The organism is Streptomyces sp. NPDC026659 (assembly GCF_040638245.1).
In the GTDB taxonomy this organism is placed as follows: domain Bacteria; phylum Actinomycetota; class Actinomycetes; order Streptomycetales; family Streptomycetaceae; genus Streptomyces.
Map to the genome: position 1 here is coordinate 135,772 of NZ_JBEZXY010000008.1, position 12,290 is coordinate 148,061.

Annotated in this window: 9 protein-coding genes and 2 pseudogenes; 2 read left to right on the forward strand and 9 right to left on the reverse strand. The window is 71.9% G+C overall.

The features are described from left to right. Window positions 1-134 precede the first annotated feature (134 nt). The 5 genes and pseudogenes from AB0E91_RS21160 to AB0E91_RS21180 form a co-directional block, all read right to left on the reverse strand. Window positions 135-533 carry an SseB family protein gene (locus AB0E91_RS21160; protein WP_018546259.1) on the reverse strand — a complete coding sequence of 133 codons (399 nt, stop codon included), beginning with the start codon at window positions 531-533 and terminating at the stop codon, window positions 135-137. Window positions 534-682: 149 nt separating this feature from the next. Further along, a pseudogene (locus AB0E91_RS21165) lies at window positions 683-922 on the reverse strand (isochorismatase family protein); the annotation flags it as partial. A gap of 217 nt (window positions 923-1,139) precedes the next feature. After that, a pseudogene (locus tag AB0E91_RS21170) lies at window positions 1,140-1,472 on the reverse strand (cysteine hydrolase); the annotation flags it as partial. Beyond that, window positions 1,469-2,968 carry a cytosine permease gene (locus tag AB0E91_RS21175; protein WP_361783932.1) on the reverse strand — a complete coding sequence of 500 codons (1,500 nt, stop codon included), beginning with the start codon at window positions 2,966-2,968 and terminating at the stop codon, window positions 1,469-1,471. The gene AB0E91_RS21175 and the pseudogene AB0E91_RS21170, both read right to left, overlap by 4 nt. Window positions 2,969-3,083: 115 nt before the next feature. Next, the gene (locus AB0E91_RS21180) at window positions 3,084-4,832 is read right to left on the reverse strand and encodes a hypothetical protein (protein ID WP_361783935.1); all 1,749 of its coding nucleotides are present in this window, start codon (window positions 4,830-4,832) and stop codon (window positions 3,084-3,086) included. Window positions 4,833-5,023: 191 nt separating this feature from the next. On the opposite strand from AB0E91_RS21180, the gene AB0E91_RS21185 reads away from it, so the two are divergent. Together AB0E91_RS21185 and AB0E91_RS21190 are read left to right on the forward strand one after the other, a co-directional pair. Further along, window positions 5,024-5,485, forward strand: a complete 462-nt coding sequence (locus AB0E91_RS21185; RefSeq protein WP_361783938.1) for a MarR family transcriptional regulator — start codon at window positions 5,024-5,026, stop codon at window positions 5,483-5,485. Window positions 5,486-5,610: 125 nt separating this feature from the next. Further along, complete coding sequence (locus AB0E91_RS21190; protein ID WP_361783941.1) at window positions 5,611-7,332, forward strand: MFS transporter; 1,722 nt, start codon at window positions 5,611-5,613, stop codon at window positions 7,330-7,332. 86 nt (window positions 7,333-7,418) lie between these two features. Here the strand turns inward: AB0E91_RS21190 and AB0E91_RS21195 are convergent, their stop codons facing one another. The 4 genes from AB0E91_RS21195 to AB0E91_RS21210 form a co-directional block, all read right to left on the reverse strand. Continuing rightward, window positions 7,419-8,126, reverse strand: a complete 708-nt coding sequence (locus AB0E91_RS21195) for an FAD binding domain-containing protein (RefSeq protein ID WP_361783943.1) — start codon at window positions 8,124-8,126, stop codon at window positions 7,419-7,421. A gap of 165 nt (window positions 8,127-8,291) precedes the next feature. Continuing rightward, entirely contained in the window at window positions 8,292-10,358 is a 2,067-nt protein-coding gene (locus tag AB0E91_RS21200; protein WP_361783946.1) for an iron ABC transporter permease, read from the reverse strand. Between the two features lie 4 nt (window positions 10,359-10,362). Continuing rightward, window positions 10,363-11,340 carry an iron-siderophore ABC transporter substrate-binding protein gene (locus AB0E91_RS21205; RefSeq protein WP_361783949.1) on the reverse strand — a complete coding sequence of 326 codons (978 nt, stop codon included), beginning with the start codon at window positions 11,338-11,340 and terminating at the stop codon, window positions 10,363-10,365. Beyond that, entirely contained in the window at window positions 11,337-12,206 is an 870-nt protein-coding gene (locus tag AB0E91_RS21210) for an ABC transporter ATP-binding protein (protein ID WP_361784576.1), read from the reverse strand. Before AB0E91_RS21210 ends, AB0E91_RS21205 begins: the two co-directional genes overlap by 4 nt. Between the last annotated feature and the right edge of the window lie 84 nt (window positions 12,207-12,290).

The following is a 12,290-nucleotide window of genomic DNA, read 5'->3' on the forward strand; positions in this document are numbered from 1 at the left end:
GTGCCCTATGTGGGAGCAACCCATATGCGGGCCACACGTGTGCGCACCCCACACGCACGCAACCCCACAGGCCCGCACGCCCCACCCGAAGCGGAGCCGCCCCTGTGGCACGGCTCCGCTTCCAGGTGATCCGCTCATCGCGCGAGCAGCGTCCGTACTCCCTGCGACGTGAGCGTCAGTCCGTGTTCGGAGCTGCCGTCGATCGTGAGCGAGAGTTCCTCCTCCGGCCACTGTGCGGCGAGGGCGCCGAGCTGGATCAGCCGGTAGCGGGAGATGGACGGCAGCAGCCCGGCCATCTCGATCTCCGAGGTGAACACGGGGACGACCTGCTCGCCTCCGGGCTGTTCCAGAACGGGCAGGGCGACCGTCGAGGAGTCGGCGCCCTCCATCTCGGCCGCGTCGTCCGGCATCGGGACGAGCACGTCGCTGTGCGCGAGGGTGTCCAGCGCCGCCTCGTCGGCGGTGTTGACGGCCAGCACGTCGAGAGCCTGCTGAGCCGGCGTCTGGTGGTCGTCGTGAGCGGGTGTCTCCATGGCACATCCCCAGGTAGAGCGGTCGTACGGCTACGCACGCGGACGGGAGCCCGGCGCGCTCCCGCGCCGCGTACCCCGTCGGGCGCGGACCATGCGTCCGATTCCCCGGACGGCGCAACGGTCGACCGCGCACCCGCCCGTCCCCGGTGTCAGGGCGGGTCGCCCGCGCCCAGTTCCCCGGTGGTGACGACGCGGACGAGCGGGCCGTACAGCTCCAGCAGGCGCAGGGTCTCGCGGTGGGCGCGGTCGTCCACGCCCGCGCAGGCGTCCGCGACGACCAGTACCTCGGTGCCCGCGTCGGCGGCGGCCAGGGCGGTGGTCAGTACGCAGCACTCGGTACTGACGCCCGCGAGGACCAGCGGCTCGCCCGGGGCCAGGCGGGCGGCTAGGGCCTGTCTTTCGGATCAGGCCGCTCCAGCCGAGCGAGCTTTTCGGCCGACCCGAGCGGGGGCTGGTGCGTGCAGCTGCAAGGCGGAGGAGGGAGTCGACGCGATGGGGGTGCCCCCGCGCGAGCGAAGCCGAGCGTGGGGGAGTCGGCGAGTGACGACAACGCCGCAGATGTGCGTGCCAGCCCCCGCGACTCGGGCTGATCCGAAAGACAGGCCCTAGTCCCGGGGTCCACTTGCCGAAGGTCTCGGTGTCCAGGGTCGGTCCCGCGAGGTCCGCGAAGTCGTCGGCGAGCCGCCACAGCGGGGCGCCCGGGGGCTGGAGCGCGAAGGGCCAGCGGGCGTAGTAGGCGCGCCAGGCTCCGGTGGGCGGCGCGGGCGCCAGGAAGCGGGTGAAGACGGTGCGGCCGGTGAAGGCGGGCAGCAGGCGCCGTACGCCCGTCGCCGCGTCGGCGAAGCGGGGCACTCCCCACGGGCTGTCCGGGTCGGCGAAGACCCGCTGCATGTCGATGACGGCGAGCAGACCGGCGGGCGCCGAGGCGGGGGCGGTCATACGGCGGGGCTCCCCTCGTACGGCGGGCTCGGCGGCGCCGCCTCCTGCGCGCGTACCCGGCCCCGGCCGAACAGCAGGGTGCCGAGGAAGGTGAGCGCGAGGGCGACGACGACGCCGAGGTCGGCGTACGCCCACTCCCCCGACTTGCCGCCGAGGCCGAACGGACCAAGCAGATAGCCCTGCCAGGTGAGCCAGCCGGCGGCGGTGTTGGTGACCAGGCCCCAGCCGACGGCGGTCGCGCCGACGGTGAGGACGAGGGGCAGTACGGGCGCGTCGCCGTAGCGGCCGTCGGGGCGGTACAGGTCGCCCTCGTCGTAGTCGCGGTGGCGCAGGGCGAGGTCGGCGAGCATCACGCCGCACCACGCGGCGATGGGCACGCCGAGGGTGGTGAGGAAGCCCATGAACTCGCCGAGGAAGGCCCCGCCGTAGAACACGATGTAGATCGAGCCGGCGATCATCAGGACGCCGTCGAGGAACGCGGCCAGATAGCGGGGCACTCGCAGTCCGGCGGAGAGCAGGGCGAGGCCGGAGGAGTAGATGTCGAGGACGGCGCCTCCGACCAGGCCGAGGACGGCGACGAGCGCGAAGGGGACGAGGAACCAGGTGGGCAGGATGGTGGTCAGGGCGCCGATGGGGTCGGCGGCGATGGCCTCGCTCAGTTCGTCGGAGGAGCCCGCGAGGAGCAGGCCGAAGACCAGCAGGAGCAGCGGAGCCGCCGAGGCGCCGAAGGCGGTCCAGCCGATGACGCCCCGGCTGGAGGAGTCGCGGGGCAGGTAACGGGAGTAGTCGGCGGCCGCGTTGACCCAGCCGAGGCCGAAGCCGGTCATCACGAACACCAGCGCGCCGATGAACTGCTGGGCGGAGCCCGCCGGGATGGCGCTGACGGTGTCCCAGTCGATGTGGTCGGCGACCAGGGCGATGTAGATGACGGTGAGTACGCCGGTGATCAGGGTGATCACCGTCTGGATCCGCATGATGAGGTCGAAGCCCATGACGCCGCCGACCACGGTGAGCGCGGCCACCACGAGGAGGCCGACGGCCTTGGTCTCGGTGCCGCCGCCCCAGCCGAGCCGGGCGAAGACGGTCGCGGTGGCGAGGGTCGCGAGGGTGGCGAGGACGGTCTCCCAGCCGACGGTGAGTATCCAGGAGACGACGGACGGCAGACGGTTGCCGCGTACGCCGTAGGCGGCGCGGCTGAGGACCATGGTGGGGGCCGAGCCGCGTTTGCCCGCGACCGCGATGAGGCCGCACAGCAGGAAGGAGGCGGTGATGCCGAGCACTCCGGCGACGAGGGCCTGCCAGAAGGAGATGCCGAAGCCGAGCGCGAAGGCGCCGTAGCTGAGCCCGAGGACGGAGACGTTGGCGCCGAACCAGGGCCAGAACAGGCTGCTCGGGGTGCCCTTGCGGTCGGCGTCGCCGATCACGTCGAGGCCCTGCGTCTCCAGATGGATCTGGCGGTCGGCTCCGCCGTGGCGGGGGTCCTGCGGCTGCGTCATCGTCGACCTACCTGTCCTGACGTGTCGAGCCAGAGGCTAGGCGCGGGCGCCAGGGGATACAAGGAATGACCCGGATCCGCCGCGTGCTGGGCGGAACCGGGTCGCTGCCGGAGTGTCAGTCCGCGCTCCGCACGGTGGGAGCGGCCAGTTCCACGGGTCCGGTCGCCGCCGTCTTCTTGCAGCTGTCGTGGCAGTCCTTCTCCAGGCTGCAGCACAGGGAGCAGACGGCGCCGTGGTGGAAGGGGCAGTTCGCCATGTCGGGCCGCTCGAATGCGGTGACACACACCGAGCACGCAAGGGTGGTGGGGGCATCGGACATGTGGGCCTCGGACATGTGGGCCTCACCCATGGGTGCCGCGTCCATGTGCGCCGCACCCATGTCCAGCTCGCCCAGGTCATTCGCCCGCGCTATGTAGTACCGCCCCTTCGTCACCACCGCGAACAGCGGCGACAGCACCATGGCCAGCACCAGCGCCACGAACGGCGAGAACGCCTTGCCGTACGCGCCGAAGGCCCCGAAGTACGCGGCGATGGAGACCGCCGAGGCGATCAGCATCGAGCCGAAACCGACCGGGTTGAAGTGGTGGAGATGGGCCCGCTTGAACTCGATGTACGACGGGCTCAGTCCGAGCGGCTTGTTGACGACCAGGTCGGCGACGACCGCGCCGATCCAGGCGATGGCCACGTTGGAGTAGAACCCGAGCACGGTGTTGAGGAAGCCGAAGACGCCGAACTCCATGAGGGCGAGCGCGATGCCGACGTTGAGGAAGATGTAGACGACCCGCCCGGGGTGACGGTGCGTCAGTCGGGAGAAGAAGTTGGACCAGGACAGCGAACCGGAGTACGCGTTCGTGGAGTTGATCTTTATCTGGGAGAGGATCACGAAGAACGTGGCGAGTCCCAGGGCGACGGGCGCGGCGAAGGTGCCGAATCCGTGGACGTACTGCTGGATCGGTTCGTTGGCCATGCCGAGCCCGACGCTGCCGGCGATGGAGAAGGCGAGGAAGGCACCGCCGATCTGCTTGAGCGCGCCGAGGACGACCCAGCCGGGTCCGGCGCTGAGGACGGCGGCCCACCACTGCCTGCCGTTGGCCGCCGTCTTGTCGGGCATGAAGCGCAGATAGTCCACCTGCTCCCCGATCTGCGCGATCAGCGAGAGGGCCACACCCGCCCCCGCTCCCACGCCGATCATGCTGAGGCTGGAGCCGGTGGGCGAGTTCCCGGCGAAGTGGGTGAACTTGCCGAATTTCTCCGGCTCCTGGACGGCGATGGAGACGAACGGCGCGACCATCAGCACCAGCCAGACCGGCTGGGTCCACACCTGCATCCGGGAGAGCGCGGTCATGCCGTAGACGACGAGCGGCAGGACGACCAGGGAACAGATGACGTAGCCGAGGGCGAGCGGGATGTGCAGGCCGAGTTCGAGGGCCTGCGCCATGATCGAGCCCTCGAGTGCGAAGAAGATGAAGGTGAAGCTGGCGTAGATGACCGAGGTGAGGGTCGAGCCGAGGTAGCCGAAGCCCGCACCCCGGGTCAGCAGGTCCATGTCGATCGAGTACTTCGCGGAGTAGTACGAGATCGGGATGCCGGTGAGGAAGATGACGACCGCCGCCGTCAGGATCGCCGCCATGGCGCTGGTGAAGCCGTGGGCGACGGCGATGGAACCGCCGATGGCGAAGTCCGCGAGGTAGGCGATGCCGCCGAGCGCGGTGGTGGCCACGACGTAGGGGCTCCAGCGGCGGAAGGACTTCGGCGCGTAGCGCAGGGAGTAGTCCTCCAGGGTGTCGTTGCGGGCCCACTCGTTGTAGGTCCGGCTGCCGGGCGGGGCCGGTGGGGCGGCCTGCTTGTCGACGATCTCCGTCACGGCTGATCCCTCTCCGTCGGCCGCTCCGGACTGTCCGGAGGCGTGCTCGGAAGGGTCGCGGCAGGCGGTTTCTCCGCTGTTTCGGCGCCTTTAAGAGGAGGTTCCCGGGTGGGTCCGCGGCGTAAATCCTGGTCGGGGTACGGCCGATGGCCACTATTGCTTCACGGTACACATATCTGCATAATGAAGTTATGCATAAGCGGGTTATGAACCCTGGCGGGCCTCGGCACGACACGTCGGCCGACGATCTGATGCTCGCCGTGGAGCACCTGGTGCGCTACGTGCGCCGCGGTGCCACGGCGGGGGGCCTGAGCACCGCCGCCTCCTCGGCGCTGGGCCGGCTGGGCCGCGAGGGTCCGCAGCGGTTGACCGAACTGGCCCGGGCCGAGAACGCCACCCAGCCCAACATGACCCAGCTCGTCACCCGTATGGAGCGGGCGGGTCTGGTACGGCGCACCGCCGACCGCACCGACGGCCGGGGCGTGCTGGTCGAGGCCACCGAGACCGGCCTGGAGGTGCTCCGGCAGCGCCGGGCCGAGCGGTCGGAGGCGCTGGGCCTGCTCCTGGAGCGGCTGCCCGACGAGGAACGGGCGGCGGTCCGTACGGCGCTTCCGGCGCTGGCCCGCGCGATCGAGGAGGGCGGAGCGCGCTAGCGCCGGAGCGCCGAACCCGTCCGGGACCGAGGCGCCCGTACACAACGCATCACACACAACTCCCCCTCGATTCCGTCCCGTCGAGTCCTCTGTCCCCGTCACGTCATGACTGGAGAGAAGCGGTAATGACTGCACCGCATGGAAAGGCCGCCGGCCCGTTCAGGCAGCCGAAGGCCGTCTGGGCCGTCGCGTTCGCCTGTGTCATCTCGTTCATGGGCATCGGTCTGGTGGACCCGATCCTGCCCGCCCTGGCCGAGAGCCTGCACGCCTCCCCCAGCCAGGTCTCCCTGCTGTTCAGCAGCTATCTGATCGTCACCGCGGTCGCGATGCTGGTGGTCGGCTGGTTCTCCGGCCGGTTCGGCGCCAAGCGCACGCTGGTCATCGGCCTGGCGATCATCGTCGTCTTCGCCGCCCTCGCCGGGTCCAGCGGCTCCATCAACGGCATCGTCGGGTTCCGGGCCGGGTGGGGGCTGGGCAACGCGCTCTTCATCGCGACCTCGCTGGCCGTCATCGTGGCCTCCGCGAGCGGCGGCTTCGGCGGCGCGATCATCCTGTACGAGACCGCGCTCGGCCTCGGGATAGCCGTCGGACCGCTGCTGGGCGGCGAGTTGGGGGCGATCAGCTGGCGCGGGCCGTTCTTCGGCGTCGCCGTGCTGATGGCGATCGCGCTGGTCGCCACGCTCGCCTTCGTACCGTCCCTGCCGAAGCCCGCCAGGCCCACCTCGCCGCTGGCCCCGCTCAAGGCGCTGCGCCACCGGGGCCTGTTGACCATGGGCATCATGGCGCTGCTGTACAACTGGGGCTTCTTCACCATGCTCGGCTACGCCCCGTACCCCATGGAACTGGACGCGCACCGGCTCGGGTTGGTCTTCACCGGCTGGGGTCTGCTGGTCGCGGCGTTCAGCGTGTTCTTCGCCCCGCGTCTCCAGGCGCGCTTCGGTACGGCGCCGGTGCTGTACGTCAATCTCGTCTGCCTCGGCATCGTGATGGCGGTCATCGCGGCCGGGGTGGACAGCCCAACGGTGGTGATCACGGCGGTCGTCGTGAGCGGTGCCTTCATCGGCATCAACAACACGCTGACCACCCAGGCCGTCATGCTGGTCTCTCCCGTGGAACGCCCGGTGGCCTCCTCGTCCTACGGTTTCCTGCGCTTCATCGGCGGTGGCCTGGCGCCTTATGTGGCGGGCAGGCTGGCCGAAGCGACCGACCTCAGCGTGCCGTTCTACCTGGGCGCCGCCACGTTCCTGCTGGCGATTCCGGTGCTGGCCGGTGGCCACCGGCTGCTGCGGCAGGCCGAGTCGCGCCCGGAGGAGGGCGCGCCGCCGGCGCCGTCGCTCACCGTCGTGGGCGCTCCGGCCACGACGGATGCGCCGCCGGTGGTCGTCGCGGTGGGGGCGCACGAGGGGGCCGACGCGATCGTGGACGCGGCCGCCCGGCTGGCCCGCGACTCCGGCGCCCCGCTGGAGGTGGTGCATGTGCACGAGACCGCCGTGGTGGAGGAGCAGGCGGCGGAGACGGAGAGCGTCGAGGCGGCGCGGGCGGCCGTCACCGCGCATCTCGACCGGCTCGCCGCGCACGGTATCGCCGCCACGGGCCGGATCCTGACCAGCGTGGGGGACCACGCGGCCGCGGGCCGGGTACTGGCCGAGCACGCCGCCCGGGTGGGTGCCCGCGCCGTGGCCGTGGGCCGCTCGCCGCGCGGCGCGCTCGCGCAGTTCGCGGACGGCAGCCTGACCGCCGCGCTGACGCACGGGGCTCACTGCGACGTGGTGCTGGTGGAAGACGGCGCGCCGCCCCGGCAGTTGACGACCGCGACGCTGGCGGAGCTGCGCGACAGCGCCGTGTGAGACGGCTCGGCGGCGACAGCCGAAGGGCCCCGATGCGCAGGACGCATCGGGGCCCGACTCGTCAGTCGCACAAGGTGAATACCGCCTCAGCGCCCCGTCAGCTCGACCACCTGCGACCGTACGGTCTCCCACGCCCCGGACACCTCGCCGACCGGTGTCGCCCGCAGCGCGCGCAGGGGTTCGCGGGGGTCGGCGCCGCACTCGGTGGATTCGCTGAGGACCTCGTAGCCGTCGCGGACGGCGACGCACAGCCGGTAGCGGTCGCCACCGAGGGCGTGCAGCGCGGAGGCGACGACCAGCGGCGGGGGTCCGCCCGCCTCGCCGGGGAGCTTGCGGTAGGCGCTCGCGACCGGCGTGCGCCAGCGCAGGCTGAGCAACACCGGGCGTTTGGCAAGGACTTCGGCGAAGTCGGTCTCGTAGACCCCGTCGGCGGTGAGCACCGTGGCGCGGGCCTCCAGGACGAGCGCGGCCGGGAGCAGACAGCGCAGGCTGCTGCCCGCGAGGTTGCCGCCGACGGTGGCCGCGCGGCGCACGGCGCCGGTGCCGACGGAACCGGCGGCCTGGCGCAGGACCTCGGGGACGCGCTCGTCGACGCGGTGGAGGACGACGGCGCCGCCGAGTTCCTCGCGGCCGAGGACGTTGGCCTCGGGGAGTTCGCGCAGCGACATGGCCTGCACGGGGAATCCGTCGCGCTGCCAGGTGGCCCAGACCAGCGTCGCCCCGCCTATCGGGACGGCTCCTTCGGCGAGGTGTTCTCGCGCTTCGGACACGGACGTGGGCAGACGCAGCAGCACGTGGCCAACCTGCCTTCCTGAGAAGCCGGGCGGCCGTGGAACGGCCGTTCGCTTTCGGTACGGCGCATTCTCGTCGTACCCCGGGGGGCGCGTCCAGGGCTCATGCAAACAGGGCGTGCGCCCCATTGTCGGGACGCACGCCCTGAGTTGACGAACCGTCAGATTCTATCGGCGGGTGCGGACGAGCAGGTACAGGAAGTACGGCGTGCCGATCGCGGCGGTCATCAGACCCGCGCCGAGCTGGGCCGGGGCGATGACGGTGCGGCCGAGGAGGTCGGCGGTGCCGACCAGTACGGCGCCCAGCAGGATCGCGACGGGGACGACACGCGCGTGTCTGCGGCCGACCAGGGCGCGGGCGGCGTGCGGGGCGACCAGGCCCACGAAGCCGATGGTCCCGGCGGCGGCGACGGCGGTGGCGCTGAGCACCACGCCGACGGCCAGCAGTCCGAATCCGGCCGGTGCGGTGCGCAGTCCGAGCAGCCGGGGCGTGTCGTCGTCCAGCGAGACCAGGTCGAGTTCGGTGCGCCGTACGACGGCGACGGCGATGCCGAGCACCAGCGCTCCGGCGACGGGCAGGGCGTCGGGGAGCGTACGGCCGTAGGTGGAACCGGACAGCCAGGTCAGCGCCTTGGTCGCGTTGAACGGGTCGGTGAGCACGATGAGCAGGCTGATGAGCGCGATGGCGGCGGTGGACACGCCGATGCCGACGAGGACGAGTCTGCTCTGCCCGAAGCCGCCGCGCGCCGCGAGTCCGAACACCAGCAGGGAGGCAAGTCCGGCGCCCGCGAAGGCCGCCCCGGCGATGCCCCAGGACCCCGCGAGCGGGACGGTTGTCACGAGCAGAACCGCGCCGAGGGCCGCGCCACCGGAGACGCCGAGGATGCCGGGTTCTGCGAGCGGGTTGCGGGTGACGGCCTGCACGAGGGTGCCGGACAGGGCGAGGGCGGCGCCCGCGAGGAGGGCCGCGACGACTCTCGGCACCCGGGTGTCGAGGACGAAGCCGACGGCCTGACCGGCTTGCCCCTGGGCCCAGTTGGCGACGTCGCCGAGGAGGAGTTTGGTGTCACCGAGGAGGACTCCGGCGATGGCCACTGCGACGAGGGCGGCGACGAGCACGGCGACCGTGGCGAGGAAGGCGGTACGGCTCGGGATGCGCAGCCGCTCGGGCGCGGCCGCGCTGGTGGTGTCGCGGACGCGCAGGGCCATGCCGACGAGGAACACGGCGCCGAGGAGGCTGGTGACGACGCCGGTCGGGACGGCGACGGACAGCTCTTCCGACATGCACGCGCGCAGCAGTACGTCGGCGCCGAGCACGAGTCCCGCACCGGCCAGTCCTGCGACGGGCAGGTTGGCCCGGACGCGGACGAACGGCCTGACCTTGCGGGCCAGGGGCCGCACCAGGGCGGGGGCGCACAGGCCGACGAAGCCGACGGGGCCGGTCAGGGTGACGGCCGCCGCGGAGAGCAGCGCGGCGCACACCACCACGGTGGTCCGCGTGGCGCGGACCGGGACGCCGATACCGCGCGCGGCCTCGTCGCCGAGGGCGAGGGCGTCCAATCGGCGGGCGACCAGGAGGAGTCCGAGGAGTCCGGCGGCGGCGACGGGTGCCATCCGGAGCACGCCGTCGAAGCCGTTCTGGCTGATGCTGCCCTGGTTCCAGAGGTAGAGGCCGTGGGTGCGCTCGGGAAAGAGCAGCAGCAGGGCGTCGGTGACGGCGGACAGGCCGAGCGAGAGGGCGCTGCCCGCGAGGACGAGCCGTACGGTGCCCGCGCCGGGTCCGGCCAGCGCGAGGACGACGGCCGCGGCGACGAGTCCGCCGGTGAAGGCCACGCCGGACGAGGCGAACAGGGGCAGTGTGGCCCCGCTCGCGGTGAGCACGCCGAGGCCGAGGTAGGAACCGGCGTTGACGGCGAGGGTGTCCGGGGAGGCGAGCACGTTGCGGCTGACGGTCTGCAGGGCGGACCCTGCCATGCCGAGAGCGGCTCCGGCCAGCAGTCCGGCGGCCGCGCGGGGCAGCCGGGAGGCGATGACCACGGAGGCGTCGGCCTCGTCGGCGCGGCCGGTGAGGGCCTTCCAGACCTCGGACGCGCCGACGGAGGAGGTGCCCTGGGTGATGTCGAGGACCGCGAGGACGGCGACCAGGCACACGAGCAGGGCCGCCACCGCGACCGCGCCCGTCCTGGAACCGTCCGCCGGTGCCGTGGCGGTGGGGGCTGTTGCGGTGGCGGCCATGGCGCTACTTCGTCAGGGCGGCGACGACGGCGTCGACGTACGCCTGCATGGACCGGGGACCGCCGAACATCCAGATGCCGTCGGGCAGTTGGTGCACGTCGCCCTTCTTCACGAAGGGCAGGGACTTCCAGGCGGCGTTCTTGGCGAGGTCCTTCTTGAACGGGTCGGTGCCCTCGCTCTCGTTGCCGATGTAGGCGAAGCGCGCGTTGCCGACGGCGGACAGGCCCTCGACGTCGGTGGCGGCGAGGCCGTAGGCGGGGTCGCCCTTGAGCTTCCAGGCGTTCTTCAGGCCGAGGCGCTCGTTGACGGCGCCGATGAGCGAACCGCTGGTGTAGGGACGGATGGAGACCTGGTTGGAGGCGACGTAGCCGTCCGCGAAGGCGATGGAGTCACCGGCGTGCCCGGCGGCCGTGAGCTTCTTCTTTCCCTCGGCGAGCTTGGCGTCGAACGCCTTGTTCACCTCGGTGGCCTTCTCGGTGGTGCCGGTGGCGCGCGCGATCAGGTCGAGGTTGGTCTTCATCTGCCCGATCTGGTCGGACGCCTTGGCGGAGCGGACCTCCAACACCGGGGCTATCTTGCGCAGTTGCTTGACGGCGGCGGCCGGCAGGTCGGTGGTGGCCACGATCAGGTCGGGCGAGAGCGAGGCGATGGTGTCCATGCTGGGCTCGCCCCGGGTGCCGATGTCCTTGGGGGAGTTCGGCAGAGGCGCGGCGGCGTCCCACGCCTTGTAGCCCTTGACGTCGGCGACTCCTACGGGGTCGACGCCGAGCGAGACGAGGCTCTCCACGACGTTCCACTCGGTGCCGACGACCTTCTTGGCGGGACCGTCGAGTTCGACCTTCGCTCCGGTGGCGTCGGTGAGGGTGATGCTCTGGGCGGCGGCCTTGCCGGAGTCCTTGGCGGCGGGTTCGGTGGTGCCGCAGCCGGTCAGGGCGACGGCGGTCGCGGACAGGGCGGCGAGGGCGACGAGGTGGCGTCTCATGAGGTGGTGCTGAGCCTTCCGGTGCGGGCGTGGTGGCGGCCGACGGCGCGGGTGCGCAGGCGACCGGTCAGGGGGTCGGGGTCGACATCGATGCGGATGCCGTAGGTCTCGGTCAGGCGCTCGGACGTGAGGACGTCCTCGGGGCGGCCGTCGGCGACGACACGCCCCGCGCTCAGCAGGGTGACGCGGTCGGCGACGGCGGCGGCCTGGTCCAGGTCGTGCAGGACGGCGCCGACGGCGATGCCGTGTTCGTCCGCCAAGTCCCGTATCAGGTCGAGCAGTTCGACCTGATAGCGCAGGTCGAGGTAGGTGGTGGGTTCGTCGAGGAGGAGGACGCCGGTGTCCTGGGCGAGACAGCTCGCGAGCCAGACGCGCTGGAGCTGACCGCCGGAGAGATGCTCGGCACCCCGGTCCGCGAGCCCTTCGAGGTCGGTGAGGGCGAGCGCGCGGCGTACCGCGTCCGCGCCCTTCGGGTCGGCGCGGGACCAGCGGCCCCGGTGCGGGTAGCGACCGAACTCCACGATGTCCCGCACGGTCAGCCCGCTCGGCGTGGGACGGCCCTGGGTCAGCAGGGCCACGCGCCGGGCGAAGTCACGGGCGGTCAGGGCCAGCCCGTCCAGCGGCTGTTGATCCTGCCCGGCCCGGCCTCCTTCGCCGTCTCCTCCCCCGCCGCCGAGCGTGAGCGTGGCGGAGCGGGGGCGCTGGAGCCGGGCCAGGGTGCGCAGCAGCGTCGACTTGCCGCTGCCGTTGGGGCCGACCAGGACCGTGACCTCGCCGGGGCGCAGTGTGATCGCCGCGCCGTGCACCACGTCCGTGCCGCCGTAGGCCACGGTCACGTCGTACGCGGCCAGTTCGTGGCCGCGCATACGGGGGGCCTCGGGTTTCTCTTCTCCGGAACTCACGAAGTAAGGTTAGCCTACCCTTACTCGCGCTGGTCAGCCCCGGTACGG

Coding starts and splice junctions, on each gene's coding strand:
- AB0E91_RS21160 (WP_018546259.1), bottom strand. CDS start 533: ATGGAGACACCCGCTCACGACGACCACCAGACGCCGGCTCAGCAGGCT.
- AB0E91_RS21175 (WP_361783932.1), bottom strand. CDS start 2,968: ATGACGCAGCCGCAGGACCCCCGCCACGGCGGAGCCGACCGCCAGATC.
- AB0E91_RS21185 (WP_361783938.1), top strand. CDS start 5,024: ATGCATAAGCGGGTTATGAACCCTGGCGGGCCTCGGCACGACACGTCG.
- AB0E91_RS21190 (WP_361783941.1), top strand. CDS start 5,611: ATGACTGCACCGCATGGAAAGGCCGCCGGCCCGTTCAGGCAGCCGAAG.
- AB0E91_RS21200 (WP_361783946.1), bottom strand. CDS start 10,358: ATGGCCGCCACCGCAACAGCCCCCACCGCCACGGCACCGGCGGACGGT.
- AB0E91_RS21205 (WP_361783949.1), bottom strand. CDS start 11,340: ATGAGACGCCACCTCGTCGCCCTCGCCGCCCTGTCCGCGACCGCCGTC.
- AB0E91_RS21210 (WP_361784576.1), bottom strand. CDS start 12,206: ATGCGCGGCCACGAACTGGCCGCGTACGACGTGACCGTGGCCTACGGC.